Annotated in this window: 27 protein-coding genes; 11 read left to right on the forward strand and 16 right to left on the reverse strand. The window is 70.2% G+C overall.

Features of this window, described 5'->3' with window-relative positions:
- Nucleotides 1–401 precede the first annotated feature (401 nt).
- Both ACFV9H_RS32975 and ACFV9H_RS32980 read left to right on the forward strand, forming a co-directional pair.
- The gene (locus tag ACFV9H_RS32975; protein WP_385405581.1) at nt 402–1358 is read left to right on the forward strand and encodes a hypothetical protein; all 957 of its coding nucleotides are present in this window, start codon (nt 402–404) and stop codon (nt 1356–1358) included.
- Nucleotides 1359–1365: 7 nt separating this feature from the next.
- Nucleotides 1366–1908, forward strand: coding sequence for a GNAT family N-acetyltransferase (locus ACFV9H_RS32980; protein WP_385405584.1), 543 nt, complete (start codon nt 1366–1368; stop codon nt 1906–1908).
- A gap of 75 nt (nt 1909–1983) precedes the next feature.
- Here the strand turns inward: ACFV9H_RS32980 and ACFV9H_RS32985 are convergent, their stop codons facing one another.
- From ACFV9H_RS32985 to ACFV9H_RS33010, 6 genes are all read right to left on the reverse strand, one after another.
- A complete protein-coding gene (locus tag ACFV9H_RS32985; RefSeq protein ID WP_385405587.1) occupies nt 1984–2400 on the reverse strand; it encodes a MarR family transcriptional regulator in 417 nt (138 codons plus the stop codon).
- Nucleotides 2397–2915, reverse strand: coding sequence for a MarR family transcriptional regulator (locus ACFV9H_RS32990; protein ID WP_385405589.1), 519 nt, complete (start codon nt 2913–2915; stop codon nt 2397–2399). The genes ACFV9H_RS32985 and ACFV9H_RS32990 overlap by 4 nt, the downstream gene beginning before the upstream one ends.
- Before the next feature lie 743 nt (nt 2916–3658).
- Entirely contained in the window at nt 3659–4657 is a 999-nt protein-coding gene (locus tag ACFV9H_RS32995; protein ID WP_385405592.1) for an AraC family transcriptional regulator, read from the reverse strand.
- 119 nt (nt 4658–4776) lie between these two features.
- Entirely contained in the window at nt 4777–5274 is a 498-nt protein-coding gene (locus ACFV9H_RS33000; RefSeq protein ID WP_385405594.1) for a DUF1772 domain-containing protein, read from the reverse strand.
- Nucleotides 5271–5906, reverse strand: a complete 636-nt coding sequence (locus ACFV9H_RS33005) for a hemerythrin domain-containing protein (RefSeq protein WP_385405595.1) — start codon at nt 5904–5906, stop codon at nt 5271–5273. Before ACFV9H_RS33005 ends, ACFV9H_RS33000 begins: the two co-directional genes overlap by 4 nt.
- Before the next feature lie 187 nt (nt 5907–6093).
- Nucleotides 6094–6912 carry an NAD(P)H-binding protein gene (locus ACFV9H_RS33010; RefSeq protein WP_385405596.1) on the reverse strand — a complete coding sequence of 273 codons (819 nt, stop codon included), beginning with the start codon at nt 6910–6912 and terminating at the stop codon, nt 6094–6096.
- A gap of 322 nt (nt 6913–7234) precedes the next feature.
- Here ACFV9H_RS33010 and ACFV9H_RS33015 point away from each other — a divergent pair, with 322 nt between their 5' ends.
- Nucleotides 7235–8227, forward strand: a complete 993-nt coding sequence (locus ACFV9H_RS33015; protein ID WP_385405598.1) for an AMP-binding protein — start codon at nt 7235–7237, stop codon at nt 8225–8227.
- 78 nt (nt 8228–8305) lie between these two features.
- Here the strand turns inward: ACFV9H_RS33015 and ACFV9H_RS33020 are convergent, their stop codons facing one another.
- Nucleotides 8306–9112 carry an SDR family NAD(P)-dependent oxidoreductase gene (locus ACFV9H_RS33020; protein WP_385405601.1) on the reverse strand — a complete coding sequence of 269 codons (807 nt, stop codon included), beginning with the start codon at nt 9110–9112 and terminating at the stop codon, nt 8306–8308.
- 80 nt (nt 9113–9192) lie between these two features.
- The gene (gene gdhA, locus ACFV9H_RS33025; RefSeq protein WP_385405603.1) at nt 9193–10563 is read right to left on the reverse strand and encodes an NADP-specific glutamate dehydrogenase; all 1371 of its coding nucleotides are present in this window, start codon (nt 10561–10563) and stop codon (nt 9193–9195) included.
- Nucleotides 10564–10685: 122 nt separating this feature from the next.
- On the opposite strand from gdhA, the gene ACFV9H_RS33030 reads away from it, so the two are divergent.
- The gene (locus ACFV9H_RS33030) at nt 10686–11180 is read left to right on the forward strand and encodes a GNAT family N-acetyltransferase (RefSeq protein WP_385405605.1); all 495 of its coding nucleotides are present in this window, start codon (nt 10686–10688) and stop codon (nt 11178–11180) included.
- A gap of 15 nt (nt 11181–11195) precedes the next feature.
- Here ACFV9H_RS33030 and ACFV9H_RS33035 read toward each other — a convergent pair whose 3' ends face one another.
- Nucleotides 11196–11615, reverse strand: coding sequence for an SgcJ/EcaC family oxidoreductase (locus ACFV9H_RS33035; RefSeq protein ID WP_385405607.1), 420 nt, complete (start codon nt 11613–11615; stop codon nt 11196–11198).
- Nucleotides 11616–11674: 59 nt separating this feature from the next.
- Between ACFV9H_RS33035 and ACFV9H_RS33040 the strand changes: the two genes are divergently transcribed.
- Nucleotides 11675–12220, forward strand: coding sequence for a flavoprotein (locus ACFV9H_RS33040; protein ID WP_385405610.1), 546 nt, complete (start codon nt 11675–11677; stop codon nt 12218–12220).
- Between the two features lie 16 nt (nt 12221–12236).
- Here ACFV9H_RS33040 and ACFV9H_RS33045 read toward each other — a convergent pair whose 3' ends face one another.
- The 4 genes from ACFV9H_RS33045 to ACFV9H_RS33060 form a co-directional block, all read right to left on the reverse strand.
- Entirely contained in the window at nt 12237–12743 is a 507-nt protein-coding gene (locus ACFV9H_RS33045; RefSeq protein ID WP_385405612.1) for a DinB family protein, read from the reverse strand.
- A gap of 306 nt (nt 12744–13049) precedes the next feature.
- Nucleotides 13050–13379 (reverse strand): hypothetical protein, encoded by a 330-nt coding sequence (locus tag ACFV9H_RS33050; RefSeq protein WP_385405614.1) that lies wholly within the window; start codon nt 13377–13379, stop codon nt 13050–13052.
- Complete coding sequence (locus tag ACFV9H_RS33055) at nt 13379–13729, reverse strand: epoxide hydrolase N-terminal domain-containing protein (protein ID WP_385405615.1); 351 nt, start codon at nt 13727–13729, stop codon at nt 13379–13381. The genes ACFV9H_RS33050 and ACFV9H_RS33055 overlap by 1 nt, the downstream gene beginning before the upstream one ends.
- Nucleotides 13730–13967: 238 nt before the next feature.
- The gene (locus ACFV9H_RS33060) at nt 13968–14792 is read right to left on the reverse strand and encodes a TetR/AcrR family transcriptional regulator (protein WP_385405617.1); all 825 of its coding nucleotides are present in this window, start codon (nt 14790–14792) and stop codon (nt 13968–13970) included.
- 369 nt (nt 14793–15161) lie between these two features.
- On the opposite strand from ACFV9H_RS33060, the gene ACFV9H_RS33065 reads away from it, so the two are divergent.
- The 6 genes from ACFV9H_RS33065 (at nt 15162) to tpg (ending at nt 22560) form a co-directional block, all read left to right on the forward strand.
- A complete protein-coding gene (locus ACFV9H_RS33065; RefSeq protein ID WP_385405619.1) occupies nt 15162–16355 on the forward strand; it encodes an FAD-dependent monooxygenase in 1194 nt (397 codons plus the stop codon).
- Nucleotides 16356–16549: 194 nt separating this feature from the next.
- Nucleotides 16550–17203: a ScbR family autoregulator-binding transcription factor gene (locus ACFV9H_RS33070; RefSeq protein ID WP_385405622.1), complete on the forward strand. Its 654-nt coding sequence runs from the start codon at nt 16550–16552 to the stop codon at nt 17201–17203.
- A gap of 178 nt (nt 17204–17381) precedes the next feature.
- Complete coding sequence (locus ACFV9H_RS33075) at nt 17382–18656, forward strand: ParA family protein (protein WP_385405624.1); 1275 nt, start codon at nt 17382–17384, stop codon at nt 18654–18656.
- Complete coding sequence (locus tag ACFV9H_RS33080; protein WP_385405627.1) at nt 18653–19570, forward strand: ParB/RepB/Spo0J family partition protein; 918 nt, start codon at nt 18653–18655, stop codon at nt 19568–19570. The genes ACFV9H_RS33075 and ACFV9H_RS33080 overlap by 4 nt, the downstream gene beginning before the upstream one ends.
- Before the next feature lie 134 nt (nt 19571–19704).
- Entirely contained in the window at nt 19705–22002 is a 2298-nt protein-coding gene (tap, locus tag ACFV9H_RS33085) for a telomere-associated protein Tap (RefSeq protein ID WP_385405628.1), read from the forward strand.
- Nucleotides 22003–22005: 3 nt separating this feature from the next.
- On the forward strand, nt 22006–22560 hold the full coding sequence (gene tpg, locus ACFV9H_RS33090; protein ID WP_385405630.1) for a telomere-protecting terminal protein Tpg: 555 nt from the start codon (nt 22006–22008) through the stop codon (nt 22558–22560).
- Nucleotides 22561–22695: 135 nt separating this feature from the next.
- Here the strand turns inward: tpg and ACFV9H_RS33095 are convergent, their stop codons facing one another.
- The 3 genes from ACFV9H_RS33095 to ACFV9H_RS33105 all read right to left on the reverse strand — a co-directional run bounded on the left by ACFV9H_RS33095 (nt 22696) and on the right by ACFV9H_RS33105 (nt 24817).
- Entirely contained in the window at nt 22696–23169 is a 474-nt protein-coding gene (locus ACFV9H_RS33095; RefSeq protein ID WP_385405632.1) for a MarR family transcriptional regulator, read from the reverse strand.
- Complete coding sequence (locus tag ACFV9H_RS33100; protein WP_385405633.1) at nt 23166–23882, reverse strand: hypothetical protein; 717 nt, start codon at nt 23880–23882, stop codon at nt 23166–23168. Before ACFV9H_RS33100 ends, ACFV9H_RS33095 begins: the two co-directional genes overlap by 4 nt.
- Nucleotides 23883–24460: 578 nt before the next feature.
- On the reverse strand, nt 24461–24817 hold the full coding sequence (locus tag ACFV9H_RS33105) for a DoxX family protein (protein WP_385405635.1): 357 nt from the start codon (nt 24815–24817) through the stop codon (nt 24461–24463).
- Nucleotides 24818–25666: the final 849 nt, after the last annotated feature.

A 25666-nucleotide genomic window follows, 5' to 3' on the forward strand; every position in this document is an offset into this window, starting at 1 on the left:
CTGAAAGTCCGGGAGCCGTAGCTCTACCGTGCGAGGGAAGGGGTCACACCAGCGCCTCACGAGGAGGCTCGATGCCCGAACGCCCGGAGCCAGCATCACCGTTCGCCGACCTCGTCGATGGATTCGGGTGGCGCTCGCCCTCACAGTTCCGCCGTGTATACGCGGCGGTCGCCGCCCGGATCGGGGAACGCGAAGACGTCACGGACCGGCAGGTCAGACGGTGGCGTGCGCCGTCCCCGCCATGTCCGCAGCCCGGCCGTCAGCGAGTCTTAGAGGCGATGCTTGGCGTCCCGTTGGAACAGTGCGGGTTTCGCGTGCCGCCGCACCGGCGCAACCCCGTCACCGTCCCCGTGCCGGTGCTCGACCCCATCCCCGAACTACGCGAAAGGCGGCCCGATCCTGTGGAGCGCCGAACCATCCTTGCCGCCGTGGGCGGCGCCGCCCTCGGCATCGCCGGGATAGGGGCGCCCGTCCCGGCCGCCGCGTACGCCGGTCCCCGTGTCGGCACCGACACCGTCACCGACCTGCGAGCCGGCCTCAGCGGCCTGTACGGGCTCGACGACCGCTTCGGCGGGGCAACCGTCGGCCCCCTCGCCGTCGCGCACCTCTCCCGCGTCCAGCGTCTCATCGACACCGGCCATTACCCCGAGACGATCGGTCGGCAACTGCGCCTGATCAGCGGGGAAACCGCCGAACACGTCGGCTGGCTGGCCTTCGACGCGGGCGACCACGCCCGCGCCCGCCACCACTGGACGCAGGCCCGGGAAACCGCGACCGAGCTCCGCGACGACAGCCTCGCCGTCCTGGTCCTCGCCTCCCTCTCCCTCCTGGAACTGCGCGAGGAGCGGCCCCGCGACGGTCTCGGCCATGCCCGGCGGGCCGCAGCCCTCGCGGCCCCGTGGGCACCGCCGTCGCTCATGTCGATCCTCGCCACCCGCGAGGCGAGGGCGCTGGCCATGCTCGGCGACTCCGCGTCCGCGCGCACTACCCTCGCCAGCGCCGCCCGCCTCTACGAGCAGGACCGAGGCAGCCGCCCGGCCCCCGACTGGACGCTCTTCCACGGCCCGGCCGAACTCGCCGCAGCACAGGCCGAACTGTTCACCGCCGCCGGCCACCACAAAGCCGCCGTGACTTGGCTGCGCCGTTCTTTGGAACGACAAGAGGTCACCTACGCCCGCAACGAAGCCCTGCACCGCGGCCGTCTCGCCGGCGCCCTCGCCCGCTCCGGCGAGGCCGACGAAGCAGCCCACCACATCCAGCAGGGCGAGGCCCTGCTCACCGAGGTCTCCTCAGGCCGGGCCCGGGAAGGACTGGCCGTTGCCCGCCGCGAACTCGACCGCATCCGCCCCACCCGATGAGGACAGCGTGCACTACACCCTGATCACCGACCCCGCTCACGCCGCAGGGGCGCTGAACGACCTCGCCCCCATCTACCAGTCCGTCTTCGCCGAACCTCCATACCTGGAGGGGCCTCGCGACCTTGCGCTGTTCCTGGAGACCTACCAGTGCGAGCACAAGACACCCGGCTTCCGCCTGGTCCTCGCCCGCACCGACGACGGAAGGCTGACCGGGTTCGCGTACGGACTCCCCCTGGCATCCACCACCGGATGGTGGGACAGCTTCCTGGACACCACCCCCGCAGCCGAGTTCACGCGCGAGGACGGCCGACGCACCTTCGTCATCAAGGAACTCGCCGTCCTCGCCAACCGGCGCGGACAGGGCATCGGCACGAAACTGCACGCCGCACTACTGGACAAGCTCAACGCGGAGCGGGCCACCCTCACCGTCCGCCCCGAAGCCCCGGCCGCCGCCTGGTACGAACGGCACGGGTACGAACTCGTAGGGCACACCCGGCCGTGGGACGGCGCACCGGTCTACCAGACCCTGGTCAAACCTCTGCACACCTGAGCCTGTTCGGCAGCGCTCGCCCGCCGGAGCACTGGCGCCAGGCGGCGGACGCTGGGCCCAACGGGGAGCGGACGGTCAGTCGTCATCCACGGGCCGGATGGTCCGGCGGCGCCGGGCCGCGACATTGCCGGTCTTCCGGGGTGCCTGGGCGCGGTCGTCCGGGACGATCTCCGGGGCAGCGAGCGCGGCCGTGATCATCTCCCTCATCTCCGGGTGCAGCGTGAAGTAGTACCGGGCGTTGATCCGGGCTGCGCCCCCCGGCTCCCTCAGAACGAGACAGAGGGTTTCGAGGCGGGCCAACGCGTCGTAGACGGTGGAGACGCTGAGCTCGCAGTCGTCGCCAACCTCCTCGACGGGTGCCGGGACGTGCGCAAACAGGGCGCCGTGATCTTCCAGCCAGGCGAGAACACTGCGCTGCGCGGCGGAGAGGTTGAGGGTGTAGAGCGGGGGGCAGGTGAGATCACGGTCCGGGTCGAAGGCGGGAGTGCTCATCGGTTCCCTCCGGTGGCGGATCTGGGGCTGTTCGGGGCGGTCTCGTCGGTGGCCTGCGTCTTGGCCATCTTGGCGTTGGCCTTCGCGTCGGGGGCGATGCGGGGCGGGTCGATCCTGCGGCAGGCGGCGAGCTGCGCCCTACTGGCCCCTTCCCAGTAGCGGATGGGGTTGAGCTGGTAGGCGCCGGCGCGGGGGCTGGCCTTGACCAGGAGGCCGATCTTGACGAGGCGGGTGAGGGACCGCTTGGCGGTGCTCTCGTTGGCACCGATGTCGTCACCCAGCTCGTCGGGCTTGACCGCAACCATGCCGGCCGCGCCGCCGTTCTCTTTGAACCAGTCCAGGATCGCCCACTCCGCTGCGGTGAGGCCGAGCCTGTAAAGGGGGACTTCGGCTCCCTTGCTTTGCATGGTGTAGCCCTTCCCCTCGAACTGGTGGGGCGTGCGCGGCGTCGGGATGACGACCTCGCCGGTGGCCTGGTCCACGAGGACCAGGCCCCTGCTCTTGTCTGCGGTCATCGCTGCTCCTGTCCGTGCACCCAAGGGGCCATTTCTAGCCCCTTAGCTCCGAAGAACCGCCCCTTAAACGCCAAACACTACAGGTCAAATTCCGAAGAACAGCACCTTATGTGGCGTTCCCCTTCACCATCTCCGGACGCTTAGCGGGCGGTTTTCCGCCCACTTACGGGCCGTTTTCCGCCCCTTAGCCGCACGTTTCCGCATGTCAGAAGCACGGTCTCCTTCTTACTGAAACGCGCGCCATGCTGTCGGCCTCCGCGACCACCCTCCAGCCAGCCGTCTTCACTGTGCGGCATACCGGGCCGCGGCCTGGCATGGCCAGCAGCGGAAACGGCTGGCTCGTCGCCCGCAGGCCTGGTGGCGGGGTACGCGGCAGAGTGTGGTCCCACCGGGCCCGGGGGCCCGGCGCGCCCCCACTGGGTTCGCGTCCGCCATCGGCGGCCGCGGGCCCCTGGGGGGCTGCAAAGCCAGCTGCGTGGCTGATCAGGGGGTGGGCTGAGCGAGCCCCGAACGACCGGCATTTCGGCCTGCGGGCTTCGCTCGGGCGCACCTTCTATGGCTGGGGTCGTCGAGGTGGGGAAGGGGTTGCGCATTCATCGAGAGAGCAACTCCGCCGACGGCCAGTGTTCAGGCCCGTACGCAAGCACCTCCTGCCCCTTGTGAGGCGGCCCTTGGGTTATCGGGCAGTGCAGGGCTCCGGCGGGTAGCACAGGGCCGTGCACGAAGACCCGAACGGCCCGCCCTCAGGCCCCGGGCAGCACCACCGTGCGCGGCGGCTGCGTGGCCTGCGGCGCGGCGGCCGGGCCGGCGCCCGTACGGAACTCCTGCGGGCTGACCCCCCGTACCCGCTTGAACGCGGTCGAGAGGGCGAAGGCCGAGCCGTAGCCCACGCGCCGGGCCACCGTGGCGACCGTGGCGTCCGGTTCGCGGAGCAGGTCGGAGGCCAGCGCGAGGCGCCAGCCGGTCAGGTAGGCCACCGGGGGCTCGCCCACGATGTCGGTGAACCGGCGGGCCATGGAGGCCCGTGATACGCCGACCTTCAGGGCGAGTTCCGCGACGGTCCAGCCGTGCGCCGGGTTCTCGTGGAGCAGCCGCAGCGCGGGACCGACCACCGGGTCGCTCTGGGCGCGGTACCAGGAGGGGGCGCCGCTGCCGGGCGCCGCCAGCCAGGTCCGCAGGACCCCGATGAGCAGCAGGTCCAGGAGGCGGTCCAGGACGATCTCCTGCCCCGGTTCGTCCTTGGAGATCTCCGAGGTCAGCAGGGTGACCAGGGTGTTGTCGGCGGCCTCGGCCGGGCGTACGAGGATGGTCGGCAGCGCGCTCAGCAACCGGCGGCCGATCTCGCTCGGCGCCTGGTAGGTGCCGCTGAGCATGACCGCCGAGCCGGCGTCCTGGAAGCCGTCGCCCCAGGTGCGCACGCCCAGCGCCATGGTGTCGGTGACGTCCTCCCCCTCCTCCGTGCTGCACCGCTGCTCCGGGCCGACGGTGATCTGGATCGGGGTGTCCGGGGAGTCGGCGACCGTGTAGGCCTCGGGGCCCCGTACGACGGCCACGTCGCCCGGCCGGATCTGCACCGGCTCGCCGTGGTCGGGGACCAGCCAGGCGTTGCCGTGCACCATCGTGACGACGGACAGCGGGGCCCGGTCCTCGACGCGCAGCGACCAGGGCGGGTTGAAGACGGACTTGAGGAGGAAGGCCCCCCGGGCCTTGGGCCCTTCCAGCAGACCGGTCAGGGTGTCCATGCGTACATCCTCTCGAACGTCCTGTGCGGGGGCACGGCGAAGCGCCCGCTCTGCCGCGGGGGACGGAGAGAGAGCGGGCGCCGTTCGCGGGGGTGGAACCGGTGCTGCGACAGGACTGCCTACGCTGCGGCCGACGCGCGGCCGTGCAGCGTCATGACTCGGCCCAGCGCGGCGAGGGCCGCCGTACAGGCCACCGTGCGCACCACGTTGCCGGTGGTCCAGCGGCCGCCGAAGCGGGAGCGGGCCGCCGTGACGTCGGCGCCGGCCCGTGCGAGCTGGTTGTTGAGGGGGATGTTGACGATCGCCGTCACGAGCAGCGACAGGCCGTACAGGGCGAAGGCCACCCAGCCCCAACGCGCGGCGTCGGTGCGTCCGCCGCGCTGCTGCTGCGCGGCCGCGACCCCGGTCGCCAGGAAGGCGCCAAGGAAGAGCAGGCCGAACAGGCCGTTGTCGATGGCCTCGTTCATGTTCCGCATCGCGGTCACGTACGTCTGGTCGTCGCCGCGGCCCAGGCCCGGCATCACCGAGATGTCGAAGGCGAAGTACAGGCCGGCCATCAGGCCGGTGCCCACCGTCGCCGCCACCAGGGTCACGGATTGCGTCGTCGTGCTGGTCACTTCAGGATTCCCTTCAGCGTGCGCTCGTACCGCCTCTTCAACAGCGTCGCACCGATCAGCCTCACGGGCGGCGGAATTGTCTCGGAGACGTGGGCGACCGAGCTCCGGCTCGCGCCGTCGAACATCCAGGGCTGGAGGTACGTCATCACGCGCATGGGGGCGCTGGAGACGACCTTGCGCTCCTCGGCCAGGTAGGCGCGTTCGCCGAGCCGGTCGAAGACCGGGAAGACGATCCGCTCCTCGTCGCGGAGGTGGTCGCGCAGCACGCCTTCGAAGGTCGAGGCCGCCCGGACCAGGTCCTCGCCGCGGTGGGCGATCGCCGTCGACACGGCCGCCATGGCCGCGTCGAGTTCCTCGTGGTCCTCGTGCAGTTCACGTGCCTGGGCGTCGAAGTCGGCGTCCCGGCGGCGCAGTCCCGGCCACAGGACGTCGTCCTCGCTGATGTGGTGCCATTCGACGACCTCGCGGAACTTGTGCCACCACTCGGCTCCCGAGCCGTTCCACGTCGGGGCGGCGGCGCGCAGCCGGGCCGCGTCACGTCGCATCGCGATGTGCATCAGGGCGAAGCCGTGGAAGTGCGGGGGAAGTGATTCCAGCCCGTGTTCGCTGGAGAACGACTTGGGAGTGGGCACGGAAGCCTCCTGCCGGTCGGTCGTGCGTGGTGCGCGGGTGATGCGGTGGTGCGGTGGAGCGGTGGAGCGGTGGAGCGGTGGCGCCTCCCCCGGGCCCTGCGTACCGGGCGGCGGCCGTACCAGAGTCGCCGCCCGGCAAGCGGGCACAAGGGGAAGTGCTCGTGGTGCGTGGTGTGGCGCGTGGTGCTCAGACGTTCCAGACGCCGGTCGCGGCCGCCTCGTGGGCGAAGTCCGCGAAGTCCTTGGGCTTGCGGCCCAGGGCCTCCTCGACGCCGTGCACCAGGTGCGCGTTGCGCCCGTCGAGGATCATGGTGAAGAGGTCGGCGAACTCCTCGGGGAGGTCGTTCTCGCGCAGGACCGCGCGGTACTCCTCGTTGGTGACGGGGATGAACTTGATCTCGCGCCCGGTGGCCTTCGTCAGCTCGTTGGCCACGTCGCTGTAGCTGAGCAGGCGCGGGCCGGACAGCTCGTAGGTCTTGCCGATGTGCTTGTCGTCGGTCAGCGCGGCCACCACGACGTCCGCGATGTCGTCGGCGTCGACGAAGGCCTCCACGGCGTCCCCGGTCGGCAGGGCGATCTCGCCGGCCAGGACGGGCTCCAGGAAGAAGCTCTCGGAGAAGTTCTGGTTGAACCAGCTGGAGCGGACGACGGTCCAGTCCGCGCCGGAGGCCTTCAGGTTCTCCTCGCTGACCTCGGCGGCCTCCTCGCCGCGGCCGGACAGCAGCACCAGGCGGCGCGCGCCGTTCGCGACGGCCACCTTGGAGAACTCGCCGACCTGCTCGGCGGCGCCGGGGAAGGCGAGGTCGGGGTAGTAGGTCACGTACACCCGGTCGACGCCCTCCAGCGCCGGCACCCAGGTGGAGGGCTCGTTCCAGTCGAAGGCGGGCGCCCCGCTGCGGGAGCCGATGCGGACCTGGCGGCCCTGGGCGGAGAGCTTGTCGGCGACGCGGCGTCCGGTCTTGCCGTTGCCGCCGATGACGAGGGTGATGTTCGTGTTCTGAGTCATGAGTACAGTCAATTCCAGTCTCGTGAGACGGGCCATAGCCACAAAGCTCAGTTCCATGTGCGTGCGTCTACGAGTGGTCGTCTCGGAGCACGACTGGGAAAGTGCGGCTTCGGTATGAGCCCGAGAATCGTAGGCACGTGGCAGGGGGTCCGGCCAGGTCGTCCCGAGCCGTTCTCGACCCGGTCTGGACCCGGCTTCCAGCGGGCCTCGAGCGGCTCCCGACAGGCGCCTGACCAGTCCTCTACGGCGAGACTTGAGCGATTCTCCGGCGCCACCCCACACCATCGGGCTTGGAGTAACGACCCGCCCGCTGGGAGGCCGCATGAACGCCACTCCGGACCATCCGGAGCTCGACCAGTTGTCCGCCGACCTGGCCGGTCTGCTCGGACGGATCGGGCTCGACCCGGCCGGCGAGTGGCCCGCGGGCCGGGACCGCATCGACATCCGTTTCGCGGCCGCGGCCGCCCGCCATCCGGGCCGGGTCGCCGCCCAGGACGCGGAGGAAAAGGCGACCTATCTCGAACTGGAGTGGGCGGCGGACGACATCGCGCGCCGCCTGTCGGGGCGGACCGGCCCCGGTTCCGCCGTCGCCGTACGCGCGCAGCGCTCCTGCATGGCGTCCGCCGCCGTGGTGGGCGCGCTCCGCACCGGTGCGGCGGTGCTGCCCCTGGAGCCCGGACACAACGCGGGGCTGCAGGAGTTCCTGATGCGCGACGCCGGCGCCGAGATGGTCGTCTCGGACGGTGGACTGCTGCGCGACGAGATCCCCGTGGCCAAGGCGGGCCGGTTCGTCATCGCGGTCCGGCCGGAGGTGGCGATGCGGCGCGAGATCCCGCCGCAGACGGCCTTCCTGGCGCTGCCCTCGGGCGGCGATCCGGGGCGGGCGGTGGCCCTGCGGCCGGTGACGCACCTGGACGTGCTGTCGTGGGTGGACAGTTGTGTGCCCATGCTGGAGACCGGCCCGGACGACGTGTGGACGTACTTCCACTCCATGAGCCTGGACCTGGGCATGCGGGAGATGTGGGGCCCGTTGCTGACGGGCGGACGGGCCGTCGTCGTGGACCGGGAAACGGCCTCCGACGCCGGCGAGTTCGTCCGGCTGCTGGCGGAGCAGGAGGTGACGGTGGTGACGCAGCTGCCGTCCGCCTTCGCGCGGCTGACCGCGGCCGGGCGCGGGAGCAGCCTGCCGGCGCTGCGGCACGTCCTGCTGGCCGACGAGCCGGTGGATTCCTCGGTACTGGCCGACTGGCGGGCCGCCGGCATCGCCCCGCAGGCCGTCGTACGGGACGTCTCGGGGTCGCCGACCGTCCTGTGAAGAGCACCGGACGTGCGAGAGGGCCCCGTCGGACGAACCGACCGGGCCCTCTCCCACGTCCGCACCCGAAGACACCGCCTAGTAGTTCCCCAGACCGCCGCACACGTTGAGCGCCTGGGCGGTGATGGAGGCGGCCAGGTCCGTGGTCAGGTAGCCCACCAGACCCGCCACCTCCTCGGGGGTGGAGTAGCGGCCGAGCGGGATCTTGGCCTCGAACTGCTCCTGGATGTACTCCTCGGTGGTGTCCCACGCCTGCGCGTACCCGCTGCGCACCCGCGCCGCCATGGGTGTCTCCACGTACCCCGGGCAGACCGCGTTGACGGTGGTCCCGGTCGTCGCGAGCTCCTTGCCGAGCGACTTCGTGAAGCCGATCACCGCATGCTTGGAAGCCGAGTAGGGCGCGCCGAGCAGCACCCCGTGCTTGCCCGCGGTCGAGGCGATGTTGACGATGCGTCCCCAGGGCTCGGCGCCGAGGCCGCCGCTGGTGAGCACCTCGCGGGTCAGCAGGAACACGCTGTTGAGGTTGGTGTCGATGACGTCGTGCCACAACTCGTCGGTGATGCCGGCGGTGGCGCCGCCGCCGCTGCGGCCCGCGTTGTTGACGAGGATGCTGACGGGCGCGCCGTACGCCGTCACGGCCGCGGCGACCAGCAGTTCCACGGCGGCGCGGTCGCGCACGTCGGCGGCCGCGCCCTCCACGGTGAGCCCTTCGGCCCGCAGGTCCTCCACGGTCTGCTTGACCGCGGACTCGGTTCGGGCGCAGAGGAACACCCGGTGGCCGCGGGCGCCCAGATCCCGGGCGACGGCCAGCCCGATGCCGCTCGTGGCCCCGGTCACCAGCGCCACGGGCCTCTCGGGAGCCTTGCCCATCGCCTTCACCGTCATCGATACCCCTCCATCGCTCGCCTGGACGCCCCGAGCGTGTCTCATTCCACTCGGGGCGCGGCGGAAGTGGGATGGAGGCGTCAGATCAGGCCCTGGGCCAGCATCGCGTCGGCCACCCGCTCGAAGCCGGCGAGGTTCGCGCCCGCCACGTAGTCGCCGGGGCGGCCGTAGCGCTCCGCCGTCTCGTACGCCGTTTCGTGGATGCGGCGCATGACCCCCGCCAGTTCCTCCTCGACCCGGGCGAACGGCCACGCGACGCGGGCGGCGTTCTGGCTCATCTCCAGGGCGCTGGTGGCCACTCCGCCCGCGTTCGCGGCCTTCCCCGGGCCGAAGGCGACACCGGCCGCCTGCAGGACGCGTACCGCCTCGGGTGTGGTCGGCATGTTGGCACCCTCGGAGACGGCCTTCACCCCGCCCCGCACCAGGTTCAGCGCGTCGGCCTCGGTCAGCTCGTTCTGCGTGGCGGACGGCAGCGCCACATCGCTCGGCACGTCCCACACGCTGCCGCCGGCGACGTAGCGGGCGGAGCCGCCGCGGCGCTCGGCGTACTCGCTGATCCGCCCCCGCTCCACCTCCTTGATCTGCTTGAGCAACTCCAGGTCGAGGCCCTTCTCGTCGACGACGTAGCCGCCGGAGTCCGACACGGTCAGCACGTGCGCACCCAGCGCCTGCGCCTTCTCGACCGTGTAGATGGCGACGTTGCCCGAGCCGGACACGGTGACCCGCTGCCCTTCCAGGTCCTCGCCGCGCACCTTGAGCATCTCGCTGGTGAAGAGCACGTTGCCGTAGCCGGTGGCCTCGGTACGGGCCTGGGAGCCGCCCCAGCCGGTGCCCTTGCCGGTGAGGACGCCGGCCTCCCAGCGGTTGGTGATGCGCCGGTACTGGCCGAAGAGGTAGCCGATCTCGCGGCCGCCGACGCCGATGTCACCGGCCGGGACGTCCGTGTGCTCACCGAGATGACGCTGCAGCTCGGTCATGAACGCCTGGCAGAACCGCATCACCTCACCGTCGGAACGCCCGCGCGGATCGAAGTCGCTGCCGCCCTTGCCCCCGCCGATCCCGAGCCCCGTCAGGGCGTTCTTGAAGATCTGCTCGAACCCGAGGAACTTCACGATCCCGAGGTTCACCGACGGGTGGAAGCGCAAGCCGCCCTTGTAGGGGCCGAGCGCGCTGTTGAACTCGACGCGGAAGCCGCGGTTGACCTGCGTACGGCCCTGGTCGTCCTGCCACACCACCCGGAAGACGATCTGCCGCTCGGGCTCGACGATCCGCTCCATCACCCTGGCCTCGCGCAGTTCGGGGCGTGCGTCGAAGACCGGTGCGAGCGTCTCCAGCACCTCCCGCACGGCCTGGTGGAACTCCGGCTCCCCGGGGTCGCGCCGCTCGATGCGCTGCTCCAGCGCGGCGAGCCAGGCGGTCGTGGTGCGTTCGGTGGTGGTCGTCGACGGCATCAGGGCGGTTCCTCTTCTTTGAGTCCGGGAGATACGTGGGGCTCGACGCGCCCGATGGTGCGCTCATCCGCTTGAGTCCCGGATGTGCGCGAACCTCGCGCCACCCGACCTAAGCTGGCTCCATGATCACCCCCTCCTCCCCCTCGTCCCCCTCTCTCCGTCTGGAACCCGTCACCTCGGAGAACATCGACACGGTGTGCGCGATACAGGTGCGCCCCGACCAGGACCACCTCGTCTCCCCCGTGGTGAAGTCGCTGGCCGAGGCGTACGTCCACGGCGAGGTCGCCTGGCCGCGGGCCATCGTCGACGGCGACGAGGTGGTCGGCTTCGTCATGGCCTTCCTCGACATCGCCTGGAACCCGGCCGCGGACCCCGCCGACCGCCGCTCGGGCATCTGGCGCCTGAACATCGCCGCCGGCCACCAGGGCAAGGGCTACGGGCGCTTCGCGGTCCGGGCGGTCACCGAGGAGATCCGCCGCCGGGGCGCCTCGCAGGCGTACGTCACCTGGCACGCGGGCGAGGGCAGCCCCGAGCCGTTCTACCTGGGCCTGGGCTTCCACCCCACTGGCGAACTCAGCGGCGACCAGCCGGTGGGCGTACTTTCCCTGGCTCCCTGACAGGCGGTCCGGCTCCTACTCCGGATCCGCCGCCACCTGCGTGTTCTGGCAGGCCGTCAGCAGCCAGCGCCCGCCCTCGCCCTCCTCCCGGGTCATCACGTACAGCGGAGCGCCCTCGCTGCTGACGCCTTCCGCCCCCTGGTAGACCTGCCGCACCTTCACCGCCGCCACGTCCGGCCGCAGGAACTGGGTGTGCACCACCTCGTAGGTGACCTGCCCGTCCCAGCTCGCGGCCGGCAGCACCTTCCGCGTGAACTCGGCTATCGCGTCGAAGCCGATGAGCACCTTCCCGTGCGCGGTGGTCCAGAGCGCGTCCGGGTGGAACAGCGCGAGGAACCCCTCGGCATCCTTGTCCCGCTGCGTACGCTCGACAGCGGCAACCACATTCACGATCGCTTCGACCTGGGCGGCATCCGCCGCAAACTGGCTACTCACGACCGCCATCCTGCTACCTCAAGCATGGTCGAGGTCAAGCGATATGATCATATTGCGACATGACCACGAAGACTCTCTACCTTCTCTGCTCCGCCGCTCCGCCCGTTTTCGACGTGGCCCACGTGGTCGAGGACGCCCAGGCCCGCGGCTGGGACGTCTGCCTGGGTCTCACCCCCACCGCGGCGCACTGGCTGTCCGGAAACCTCGACGGGCTGGCCGCCCTGACCGGCCACCCGGTGCGCTGGCAGTACAAGCTTCCCGGGGAGCCCGACGTGTGGCCCCCGGCCGACGCCCTGCTCTTCGCCCCCGCCACCTTCAACTCGGTCAACGCCTGGGCCCTCGGCCTGACCGACCGCTTCGTGGTGGGCGTCGCCGCCGAGGCCATCGGCAAGGGCACTCCCGTCGTCACCATGCCCTGCACGAACTCCGCCCTCGCCGCGCACCCCCAATTCGAGCAGTCCCTGACCACCCTGCGCGACGCCGGCGTCAGCGTCCTCTACGGCGAGGACGGCTTCATCCCCGGCCCGGCCGGCCCCGACGCCCCGCTCCACTACCCCTGGCCGGTGGCCCTGGACGCGGTGGACCACACCACGACCCCGGCGTAGCCGCACACCGCGGGCCCTACTCCCCGGTCACCCCGTCGATCGCCTCGCGCAACAGGTCGGCATGCCCGTTGTGCCGGGCGTACTCCTCGATCATGTGGCCCAGAACGTAACGCAGCGAATAGCGCTCTTCCCCGAAGGACCCGGTCACGTCCAGCGAGTCGGCAGCCGCCACGATCACGCGCGACCGCTCGCAGGTGTCCTCCCACACCTTGAACGACTCCGCCGGATCCGCGTCCTCGACGTGGAACTCCGTCCACTCCCCGGCCTCGTTCTTCGGGAAGTAGCCCCGTATGTCCTCGCCGCCCAGGACGTTGCGGAACCACCCGCGCTCGACCTCCGCCAGATGCCGCACCAGGCCGAGCAGGCTCAAGCCCGACGGCGCCACCGCCTTCATCCGCAACTGCTCGGCGGTCAGGCCCGCACACTTCATCATCAACGTGTCCCGCTGCCACTGCAGCAGGCTGGTCAAGGTGGCACGCTCATCGCCCACCAACACGGGCCGGACCCTACCGTCATAGATCATCGGCCAATCCTCCCATCCGCAGTTCCCGGAAGAACGCCCGCACATCCTCCACCAGCAACTCCGGCACCTCCATGGCGAGAAAGTGCCCACCCCTCGGTCCGCGCGGCCACGTGCCGCAGGGGAATGAAGTTGTCCCGCGGAAAGTCGGCCAGCGCGGTAGGCGTCCGCGACACCTCGGCGGACTCCCCGGCATACCCGGCGTGCGCCCGCTCGTAGTAGATCCGGGCGGCGGAACCAGCAGTCCCGGTGATCCAATACAGCATCACGTTCGTCAACATCTGATCCCGATCGATCGGACACCGGGGATCACTCCACTCGGCGAACTTCTCCCCGCCCGTACGCCAGCGTCTGCGGCCGGGTCGCCTGGATGTCGGCGTAGCCCTGCTTCTCACGCGCCCACACCCGGTACCGCTCCCAAGAGGCCCACGTCCGCTCCCTCTCCTCCGGACTCAACGCGGCCAGCTCCTCCTCCCCCGAGCTCCCGCGAAACCGCGGCCCCCAGTCCCCGCCCTGCACCCCGTACTCGGCATACCCAAGCCGCTCCATCAACGTCCCGAAGGCCCGCGCCACCCGCTTGAACTCCCAGCCGGCCTCGGTCGTCGGCCCGGACAGAGCAAATCCCGGAATGTGCGGCATCACCAGATGAAACGCATCGCGAGGATCCTCAACGCCCCGGCCACCTTCTGGAACTCCACGATGGAGCCCGGCCACCCGTGCGTCATCAACAGCGGCGTGGCACCCGGCTCAGGCGATCGAACATGCGCAAAGTGCACCCGCGCCCCGTCAACAACGGTCACGAACTGCGGCCACTCGTTCAACCGCTCCTCAGCCGCACGCCAGTCGTACTCGTCGCGCCAATACCGCACGAGCTCACGCATCTCGCCGACCGGAACCCCGTAATCCCACCCCAGCCCCGCCGGCGCTTGAGGCGCAAGGCCCGGGGCGAAGCCCCAATCCCGCACCCACCACACCACCACACCAGCCACCCATCCAGCCCCGCCGGCGTTTGAGGCGCGGGGTCTGGGGCGGAGCCCCAGGAAACGGAGAAAGGGCGGGGCGGGGACCAGCTCCGCGCAGCGGCACCCGCACCCGCACCCACGCCCCACGCGCACCCCACCCCACCCCACCCCACCCCACCCCACCCCCCGAACCATTAACGGCGTTAACGCCCTCGGGCCACACCCACCCCCTCACTCAGGGCCGCCGTTAACGCCGTTAACGCCGTTAACGCCCGCCCTCCCCACCCACCCGCCGAGCAACAAGCAACCCAAGCCCGTCCAAGATCCGCTCAAGCCCGAACTCCAACGCCTGGTCATACCCCCCCTGCTCCGCCGCCGAGGCCAACACGGCCCCCAACGCGGGAAACTCCTCCCCCCGCACCCGCATGACCTCCCCCAACATCACCGCAAGCTGCGCATCGGGCCCCCCACCCCGACCCGCACCTCGCCCCGCACCTCGCCCCTCATCCGCCTCGGCACCCGCACCCACACCCGCATCCCCGCCCCCACCCACCGGCCGCCCCACCGCCCGCTCCTGCTCCGCAATCCCCCGCACATGCCCGGCCACCAACACCACCGCATCCATGGCCTCGGCCCCGCTCAACCCGCACCCGTCCAACGCCGCGAGCGCCCGCTCCATCCACCCCAACTCCCGCGGCCCCATCACCCGCACCCCGACCGTCGCCTCCAACAGCCACGGATGCCGCCGAAACCCCGCGTACAACTCCCGCGCCCACACCCCCAGCCGCTCGCGCCACCCACCCCCCTCCACAGACCCCGCCCCCGGAACCGGCAACGCCGCCTCCACCATCAGCGCAACCAGCTCCGCCTTCCCCGGCACGTACCGGTACAGCGCCATCTTCGTGACCGCCAACTCACCGGCCACCCGCTGCATCGACACCGCCGCCAACCCCTCCGCGTCGGCGATCCCGACCCCCGCCAGGGCGATCCCTTCGAGCGTGAGCCCCCGCTTCGGCCCCCGCGCCGGCTTGGCCGGCGGCTGCGGCCCCCACAACAACCGCATGGCCGCGCCCCACTGCTCATCCGCCATCGGACCCATCCCCTTGCGCTCGCACAAAAACTGCGTCTACCGTACACACTAAGGTTTCAGTATCCACCGGACACAATTAACGCCGTTAACGCACGCCCGCCCGCACGCCCACCAACCCCAACCCCAACCCACCACCGTTAACGCCGTTAACGCCCCGGGCCGCACTCACCCACCCACCCACCCACCCACCCCACTCAGGGCAACCGTTAACGCCGTTGACCGCACGCCCGCAGCCCGCCCGCCCGCACGCCCGCCCACCACCCCCAACCCACCACCGTTAACGCCGTTAACGCCCCGGGCCGCACCCACCCACCCACCCCACTCAGGGCAACCGTTAACGCCGTTAACGCCCCACCCCAAGGAGCCCCCATGCCCCGCACCGTCCTCATCTCCGGCGCCGGCATCGCCGGCCCCGCCCTGGCCCACTGGCTCGCCCGCCACGACTTCCGCCCCACCGTCGTCGAACTCGCCCCCGCCCTCCGCCCCGGCGGCCAGGCCGTCGACTTCCGCGGCGAGACCCACCTCTCCGTCCTCCACCGGATGGGCGTCCTCGACGACCTCCGCCGCATCCAGACCGGCGGCTCCCCCATGACCTTCGTCGACGCCCACGCCAAACCGCTCCTCCACCTCCCGGCCGAGTTCGCCGGCGGGGACATCGAGGTCCTGCGCGGCGACCTCTCCCGCGTCCTCTACGAGGCCTCCCTCCCCTCCACCGAATACCTCTTCGGAGACTCCGCCACGTCCCTCACCGAAACCGCCACCGGCGTGGACGTCACCTTCCGCCACGCCCCACCCCGCACCTTCGACCTCGTCATCGGCGCCGACGGCATCCACTCCCACATCCGCCGCCTCGCCTTCGGACCGGAAGCCGACCACGTCACCCACCTCGGCTACTACGCCGCAACCTGGAGCCTCCCCAACCACCTGAACCTCCGCCCCGGCACCGGCTCCCTCGGCCACAACGCCCCCGGCCGCCTCGCCGCCGTCGGCGCGGACCACACCGACCCCACCCGCGCCCGCGCCTTCTTCGTCTTCGCCTCCCCCGAGCTCACCTACGACCGCCACGACGCCGAAGCCCAAAAGCACCTCCTCCGCCAGGCCTTCACCGGGCTCCCCTGGCAGCTGAACCACCTCCTCGACTCCCTCGCCCCCGCCGACGACCTCTACTTCGACTCCATCAGCCGCGCCGACGTACCCACCTGGTCGTCCGGCCGCATCGCCCTCCTCGGCGACGCCGCCTGTGGCGCGACCATCGGCGGCATGGGAACCGGCACCGGGATCGTGGCCGCGTACGTCCTGGCGGGTGAACTCTCCCGCTCCCCCGATCACCACCAGGGCGCCTTCGCCCGCTACGAATCGCTCCTACGCCCCCATGCCCAGGGCTGCCAGAAGAACGGGAGCCGTACGGGCCGCTTCCTCGCCCCGGCCTCCACACTCGGCCTGCGCCTACGCAACGGCCTGCTCAACCGGCGCCGCATCCTCACCTGGATGCTCAAGGCCGGCGAGGAATCCTCCACCCTCGCCCTCCCCACCTACACAACGACCCGCACCCCAACCCACTGAACGAACGGACACCGTTAACGGCGTTAACGCCGTTAACGCCAACGCCAACCCCCCAACCCCCCACCGTTAACGCCGTTAACACCCCCCAAAACGTACTGGTCGACTGGTTTTTTTCACCTCGACCTGCCTAGATTGGCGCCACACTCCGCAGCGATCACCGCTCGGACAGGGACCACACCAGGGGGAACACGCACGTGACGAGGGTCAGGCAGCAACGGGCCGAGAACACTCGGCAGGCCATCCTCGACGGCGCGGCCATCGCCTTCGACGCCGCCGGCTTCGGCGGCACCAGCCTCAGCGAGGTCGTCAAACACGCCGGAGTCACCAAGGGCGCGCTGTACTTCCACTTCCAGTCCAAGGAAGCCCTCGCCCGCACTCTGGTGGACGAACAGTTCCAGATCTCCTCCGACGTGCCCGGCATCGAGGAGCCGGGCCTCCAGACGGTCATCGACCTCTCCCACCAGATGGCCTTCGGGCTGCGCAGCAACGTCCGCGTCCGCGCCGCCATCCGCCTCGTCATCGAGTTCGGCTCCTTCACCGACCCGGACCCGTCCCCGTACAACACCTGGATCGACACCTGCCGCGGCTGTCTGAAGCCGGCCCAGGCACGCGGCGACGTGATGCCGTCGCTCGACGTCGACGACCTCGCGACCTTCCTCGTCGGATCGTTCACCGGCATCCAGGTCACCTCGCACGTCCGCACCCACCGCGAGGACCTGCACACCCGGATCACCGACCTGTGGCACTTCCTCCTCCCGGGGATCGTGCCCGCGAGCCGTATCCCCCGCTTCGCCCCGGCGGGCTCGCCCGAGTGCCGGGCCGAACTCGGCCTGACGTCCACCGGCTGACGACGGCTGACGACGTGTTCAGGGCGGCCTCGCACACGCCGTGGTGAACCACGGGGGTGCTCGCTACGGCGTGTGCGAGGCCGCCCTGCCCCGTCCGGAACCCTCCCTCACCCACTTCGTTAGCAAAACTCAAGCGTGGCGCCCACGAACACCCCTGAACGTTAGTAAAGTCCCTCTCATGACTTCGCCCTCGTCTCAGAGCGACCGAGAGAAGGTCGTCTCCAAGCTCCCCCCGTGGCTGCGCCAGGAGTTGAAAATCCGCACCGCGCAACTGCGGGTGGACATCCAGGACGCCGTCCACCAGGGGATCTCCCACTGGAGCGCACTCGCCTCCGCGCCCTCCCCCGTCGACACCTCCGGCGCCGAATCGTTCTCCACCTGGCTGCCCGCCGGCCAGTGGGAGTCCTTCCGCGCCGACTCCAAGGACCGCGGCGTCTCCCTCATCCAGGGACTCGCCCAGGCGGTCCGCCTCTGGCTGGAGCTGAACCCGGCCCCCACCGTCAAGCGCCCCTCCGTGGTCCGCCGCATCATCGTGTGCAACCAGAAGGGCGGAGTCGGCAAGACCGCCATCACCGCCGGCACGGCCGAGGCCCTCGCCGAGGACCCGTCGGCCCTCCACCCGGTCCGCATCGCCCGCCAACTGGCCCGTCTCTCGCCCCCCGAGGACGCCCCCCACCCGGACGCGTACACGGGCCCGGACACACCCACCGCCCTGGACCTGGAAGACCTCCCGGGCCTGGGCATGCGCGTCCTGCTGATCGACTTCGACCCCCAGGGCCACCTCACCAAGCAGCTCGGCCAGCAGCCGCTGCCCATCGGCGGCGACAGCCTCACCTGCCACATGGCCGGCGAGGCCAAGGGCCCCCTCAAGGACCTCATCGCGCCCATCGAGCACGACCGGTTCGGAGACCGCCTCCACCTCCTCCCCGCCTGCACGGACGCCTTCCTCCTCGACGTCCGCCTCTCCACGGTCCGCGCCCGCGAGGCCGCCCTCGAACGGGCCCTCGCCCCCGTCGAATCCGACTACGACGTCATCCTGGTCGACTGCCCGCCGAGCCTCGGTCTCAGCATGGACGCGGCCATCTACTACGGCCGCCGCCGCGACACCGAACAGCCCGGCGCCTCGGGCGCGCTGATCGTCGTACAGGCGGAGGACTCGTCCGCCGACGCGTACGACCTCCTCACCTCCCAGATCAACGACCTCCGCGACGACCTCAGCCTGGACATCGACTACCTGGGCCTCGTCGTCAACCTCTACGACGGTCGCCGCGGCTACATCGCGACCTCGTCCCTCCAGGCCTGGATGGACATAAAGGACCCGCGCGTCGTCGCCGTGGTCCCCGACCTCAAGGAACAGCGCGAAGCGGTCCGCGTAAAACAACCCCTCTTCGTCTACGCACCCAAGGGCGACCAGGCAGTAGCCTTCCGCGCCCTCGCCCGGGAGATCTCATGAGCAGCAAGGCAGACAAACTCGGAGTCTCGGCATCCTTCGCCCGGGCCCAGCCGGTCGGGGTGAGCTCCCGCCGCGCGGCCATCGCCGAGGCGACGGGCGCGCCCACCTCCGGCGTGGTCCCGCCGTCCGAGGTGCCCATCGAGGCCCTCGCCCACAACCCGTTCAACCTCCGCGAAGACCTCACCGAACTCGAAGAACTGGCCGCGTCCCTCACCGCCCGCGGCCAGCTCCAGCCCCTCGCGGTCGCCACCCGCATGGCCTTCATGGAGGCCCACCCGGGCGCCACCGACGGGCTGGGCCGTGCCCCGTACGTCGTAATCGACGGCAACCGCCGCCTGGCAGCCGCCCACCTGGCCGGCCTCAAGACCATGCACATCCACGTCAACGACGCCCTCTCGGCCTCCTCCTCGGACATCCTGGAATCGGCCCTGATCGCCAACATCCACCGGGTCGACGTGGCCCCCATGGACCAGGCCCGCGCCCTCCAGGAACTCGTCGACGTCCACGGCTCCCAGGCCCAGGTCGCCAAGCGCCTCGGCAAAACACCGGCCTGGGTCTCCCAGCGCCTGACCCTCCTGAACCTGACCCCCGCCCTCCAGGACAAGGTGGAATCGGGCGAACTCAAGGTGGAACCGGCCCGCCGCATCGGCCGCCTCCCCCAGGAGTCCCAGGAGGCGGCAGCGGACGAGACCCTCAACGCGGTCAATCCCCCCCGCCAACGCACCCACCCCGTTAACGGCGTTAACGCCGTTAACGCCCCCAAGTCCCCCACCACCCCCTCCCCCTCTCCCTCTCCCTCCCCCCGCATCACCATCTCCACGAACTCCCCGGAGACGATCGCGGACGCCCTCACCGCGCACCTCACCCCGGACGACCTCAAGGCCGTCACGGAACTCCTCATGCTGCGCATCTGAGCAGGACCACGCACCCACGCCGGGGGCATTAACGCCGCTAACGCCACTGCCACCGTTAACGCCGTTAACGCCCCCACGTGCGTTTCATGTGCGTTCGGCAGTGCGTTTCACATAGGCTGCCCTCGGAGGTACCAATGCCCAACGAACAAGACAGCCTCTTCGCAGCGGTCGACGCCCTGCTGGAAGAAGCAGCCGCCAAGGACGCGCTCCCGCACCCGGACGAGCGCAAGCGCCTCCGCGAGGCCGCCGGCCTGAGCCAGGACCAGATCGCCAAGGCCCTCTCCGTGCGCCGCGAAACGGTCACCTCCTGGGAAATCGGCCGCACAGCCCCCCGCCCCCCGAAGCGCGCCGCCTACGCCCGCCTCCTCGAAGGCCTGGCCACCCTCCACCCCATTAACGCCGTTAACGCCGACCCGGCACCCCCGGCAACACCCCCGGCCCAACCCACCCCCGGTAACGCCGTTAACGCCGTTAACGCCACCCCCCACCAGACCCCCGAGGCGGACCCCGAGGCGGACCCCCAGCCGCCGACCCACCCGTCAGACACCACCACCACACCGCAGCCCCACCACTCCCCCACCGCACACCCCACCGAGGCCGCCTCCGTTAACGCCGTTAACGCCACCCCCCACCGAACCCCGGAGGCGGAGCCCCAATCACCCGCCCACCCAGCGGCAGCCGCCCGCACCCCCCAGCCCCACCCGGGGTCTGGGGCGAAGCCCCAGTTTCGGGAAGGGCCGGGTAGGGGAACAGCACCGCACCCCCTGGAAGGCAACGGCCCCCTCGCCGTCCTGGACGGCACCGGCCACGCCTACGCCGCAGCCGGCCTCATCCTGGAGCACCCCACCACCGACCTCCCCGCCCTCCTCACCTGGGCCCTCACCGAGGCGAACCTCCGCTCCCCCCGCCTCCACCGCAACGGCAGGGACGGCGACCCGCTCCTCGTCCTCACCGCCCCCGCCGTGGAACGCCTCGGCCTCCCCCTCACCCTCGAAGACCGCCGCGCCCTCCGCCTCCCGGACAACCACCCCACCCTCAAGCAGCTCGCCAAGAGCAAATGGCAGCTGACCCGCCGCGGCTTCGGCCCCTGGCCCCGCATCTACCGCCCGGCGACCCCCACCACCGGCCGCCAGTGCGTCCAGCTCGCGATCCTCCCCTGGGGCGCTCTCGACCCCCGCGCCTGGGGCGAAGACACCGCCACCCTCCCCGCCCCGGAAGTCGCCGAGCTCCTCACCACCTACGCCGCCCGCGTCCTCACCCCCCGCGGCTCCACCGCCGTCACCGGCCTGGAACTCATGACGGCCCTCCGTCCCCCCACCCGCGCCGCACGCGACGAGGCGACCAACACCTGGGTATCGGCCCCCGTCCCCGGCTCCCTCACCCGCGCCGTCGACCCCGCTCCCCCGGAGGCCCCCGACGAGCACCCGGTCGTCGCCGCCCTCTACCCCCGCTCCCACCAGCGCACCCCGGACCAGGTCCTCGACGAAGAGGCCTACGACTGGATCCGCGACCCGGAGCTCCTCACCGACGCCGAGTGCGCCCGCACCCACGCCGTCGGCATCGACGTCAACATGGCCTTCGCCGCAGCAGCCAACCGCCTCCCGGTCGGCCTCGGCCCCGCCACCCACACCACCGCCCCCCGCTTCGACCCCAAGACCCCCGGCTGCTGGCTCGCGGACCTCTCCACCCTGTCCCTCGACCCCCGCCTCCCCAGCCCCTTCACCCCCCACGGCAAGCCCCCGACCGGCCCCGCCTGGTACGCCACCCCGACCCTCGCCTACGCGCGGGAGCTCGGCCACGACGTCCACCCCACCGAGGCCTGGATCCGCCCGGAACACGGCCCGTACCTCGACGCCTGGTACACCCGCCTCCGTGACGCCTACATGGCGACGATGGCGGACCTGGGCGTCACCCCGTCGCTCCCGGAACCCGACTTCCTCACCGCGATGGCCACCCACAAACAGAACGACCACTCAACCGCAGCCGTCCTCTCGGCGATCAAGTCGACGGTCAAGGGCGGCATCGGCAAGCTCCGCGAACGCCCCCAGGGCGCCGGCTACCGCCCCGGCGAAGCCTGGCCCGCCCTCGAACGCCCCACCTGGCGCCCCGACATCCGCGCCGCCGTCATCTCCACGGCCCGCGTCAACATGCACCGCAAAATGCAAAAGCTGGCCACAGCGGCCAACCTCTACCCCATCGCGGTCCTCTCCGACTGCGCCGTCTACCTCTCCGACGGCCCCAGCCCCCTCGACTTCCTCCCCCGCACCCCCGACGGCAAGCCCCTCCCCGGCGGCTTCCGCCTCGGCGTCAGCCCGGGCATGGTCAAGCACGAGGGCACCCAGCCCCTCCTCTGGGCCGTCCAGATGCTCGACGAACACCTCAACCCCGCCCGCCACATCAAGGGCCACGACGCAGCGGCAGACGGCGAGTAACGAATGTCCGACATCTCCGACAGCCTGACCAGGGCCGACGAACAGCACTTCACCCGCCCCATCCCCAAGTCCGCGGGCGCCCAAATGCGCTTCCTGGTCAAACAGCTCAAATCAACAAAAGCGGTCGCCGCAACACTCAACATCTCCCAACGCACGGTCGAGCGCTACGTAAAGAACGAGATCAAGCAGCCCAAACCGGCCCTCGCGGCCCGCCTCGAAGCCGAGGTCCGCCGCCGCTGGCAGCCCCTGGTCCGCAAGCGTGCCCGCGACCAGGCGGCCCGCACCACCGGCCTCGTCATCGAGACCCGCGCCCGCTTCGGCTTCACCGCGGCCCCCGGCACCACCGACGACGGCCGCATGCGCCGCATCACCCAGCATCTCCCCCCGGAGTACGCGGCCCGCCTCTTCGCCGCCCAGGACGCCGGCGCCGCCGAGTCCCAACTCCGCCAGATCGCGGCCGAAGGCCTCCAGGAGATCTACTTCAAGGACAACGGCGCCCGCGCCACGAGCCTCCTGGTCGAGTTCACGGACATCGACTACGTGGACTTCGCATTCTGAAGACAACCACGCTCAAGGGCGCCACGGGGCACAGGCGTCCCACAACGCCCCCTCAGAGCCCCTAAAACCCAAAAGGGGCCCCGGATATACTCCGGGGCCCTCCAACACCCTCACAAGCCCGCCCAGACGCCCGCATCACCCCACGGCGTGCAACGTCCTGCGCCGCTTCGACTCGGCAGCCTTCTTCGCGGCCGCCTGCGCGGCCCGCTTCTTGCGCTGCTCTGCCAGCTGGTCCTGATACTCCGCCACCGCCTGGTGGTAGCTGGCGACATACCCCCGCGCGTCGAGCCGCTCGTCGGCAGCCATGGCGTTCACGGCGGCGACAGCGTCCTCGAACGAGTTGTAGCCGGCCAGCATCGGGTTGATCTGGTACACCCCGTTGCGGACCTTCCGCACCAGCTTCGCGAGCTCCAGGCTCCGCAGCGCGGCGTTGACGCTCGGCCGGCTCAGCTCCAGCAGCCCGCCCACGGTGGCCTGATCGATGAGGATCCGCCCGCCCGGCTCGCTCAGCGAACGCAGCTTCAGCAGCACACGGTAGGCCGCAGGCGGAAGGTCGAGGTCGGAGAGAAGCCCGTCGGCGTTGACCGCAGCGAATCGCAAGGTGCTCACTGAGCTGTCCCTTCTTCCGTGCGCTTCGATCGGCTCAGCCGACGTGCAGCGCGCTCTTTGGCCCGTTCGGCCCGCAGTTCCGCGATGGCCTGACGCATGTGGTCCAACGACGGGAAGCGCACCAGGTCAGGCAGACTCGTATCGCTACGAATCTGCGAGATGGTGCTGTGCTGCTCCACCTTCACGAACTCACCCGTCATCTCCGTACCCGGGATGAACTCAGCCACCCGGTAACTGTAGGGCGGGTTGAACTGGTACACACCCCGCCGCACCTTGAAGACGATCCCATGAGACATGACGGTGTGCAGCGCCTCCGACGTCTTTGTCCGACTGACGTCCAGGATCGTAGCCATCTCCTCCTGTGTAAGAGGAATCCGGCCCCCCGCTCGCTGGCACGCGATGAGCAGCAGGATCAGCCTCAACGGCAAGGCTTCCCTGAAGTACTGCGCGATCACCAGGAAGAACTCGAGGCTGTCCATCGAAAACGCGTTTGGCTGACTTTGAGTCCCGTAGAACTCCAGCGGCTTGCGCTCTCCGTCCAGCGTCAGCTTCCGGCTCGGGTACCGCCGGGCGAGACTGTCCAGATCCTTGACCGGAGCCAGCGGCTGACTCCACGCCGAGATCGCGTCATCAACGGGGAGATCAGGACGCGGCGCGCGCGGCGGACTCGGCCGACGGCGCTGTGGCTCTGATGACACGAGGATGCTCTCCACTTCGTTGATCTGCAGAGAGCAGTATGTCAACAAGGGTGACACAAGTGTCACGCTCGTTGACGTTCGGCGTGTCTTATGTAACCCCACAGGTGACATATCTCAGCCACACCCTCCTCCAGAGCCCCCACCACCGCAGGCCCCCAACCAGTCCCCGCCCTCCACCAGTTCGGGGACACATCTCCAGCAATACGTCAGCCCCCCTGACGTTTCAGCCCAAAAACCGTCAGTACCTTTGACGTTTTGCGTTCGTTCTGTCCCCCTACCAGCGACACATCCCCCGAGTTATGTCCCTCCTGAGGGGACATAACTTTCCCCCCGTACCCCGGCTGACCTGCGACAACGCATCTCCGTACCTTCTATAGGCCGTCCCCTGCCGCGCTGCGCGTACTGAACGCCGTCCCCAACCCGCCCGGAACCACATCTTCCTGACGTTCCAACACCCCAAAACCAGCCCCATCCAGCCCCGGCCACCCCCACCGAAACTGACTGAATCCCGTCTCTATCCACATCTAACTTTGAAGCACACCCACCGTTAACGGCGTTAACGCCGTTAACGCCGTTAACGCCAAAACCGGGTGCTACCAAGCACCCTGGTAAAGCACACCCAAGACCAACGAACCCACCGCCAGACAGAAGAACACCGCCCAGCCCCCCAGCTGGTAGTCCCCGACCCTGAGGTGGACATAAAGGGCACCCAAGAAGTACAGAATTAGCCCACCTGCGGCGAGACTCCCGAGCAACGGCACCTGCATGCCTGCCAACAACCCGACCGAACCTGCTGCCAGCAATGTCCCCAAAGGCCTCATCCAGGACCGCGGAACACTCAACTTGTCAGCTTGACTCTTCGGGTACTCATGACCAATGAAGTTGGCAATGGCCGCCAACCCGTTGACCACCGAGGCCACCAAGGTCACCACTAGATAGCCAGCAAACACGAGAGCCTCCTACTCCTGGACATGTCATCGCTATGACTAGGCCGGACCCCCGAAACGTGACACTGCAAGGCACTGGCTTCCAGCCTCAGAACCTGCTCATCGCCAGGACTAACCAGATCTTTCGCCCAAAACAAAAGACCCAAAGGAACAACGTGGGTCTGTACCGAAGCAGAACGCTCCAGACCAAAGGCTGGCTTCTCCTCTTCGGAGCGAAGCGGAGAAGCCTCCAGCCAAAGGCTGGGCTGCGAAGCTGCTCCCCTCCAAGCGCAGCGAGGAAAGTTGCGCTAGTCCGAAGCGAAGCAGAGAACCACTGGCCGAAGGCCGGCTCAGGGATACGAAACGGCCCTCAGCTGAGCAGTCATGAGGAGTCTTTGGACGAGCCCTCTTCGGAGCGAAGCGGAGAAGCCTCCAGCCAAAGGCTGGGCTGCGAAGCCGCCCGCCTCCGAGCGCAGCGAGGAAGGTTGCGCTAGTCCGAAGCGAAGCAGAGGACTACCGACCGAAGGCCGGCTCTGGGGCGCAAAGCGCCCCTCCGCCGAGCGCAGCGAGGGGGACTGGACTAGTCCGAAGCGAAGCGGAGGACCACCTGGCCGAAGGCCAGCTCTGGGGCGCGCAGCGCCCCTCCGCCGAGCGCAGCGAGGGGGCTGCACTGGTCCGAAGCGAAGCGGAGGACCCCGGCCAAAGGCCGGCTCCGGGGCGCGCAGCGCCCCTCCGCCGAGCGCAGCGAGGCGGACTGTACTAGTCCGAAGCGAAGCGGAGGACCACCCGCCAAGGGCGGGCTCCGGGGCGCGAAGCGCCCCTCCCCCGAGCGCAGCGAGGGGGGCCCTTGCCCAGGCGCGCAGCGCCTGGGGT

The organism is Streptomyces sp. NPDC059874 (assembly GCF_042731135.1).
Classification (GTDB): Bacteria; Actinomycetota; Actinomycetes; order Streptomycetales; family Streptomycetaceae; genus Streptomyces.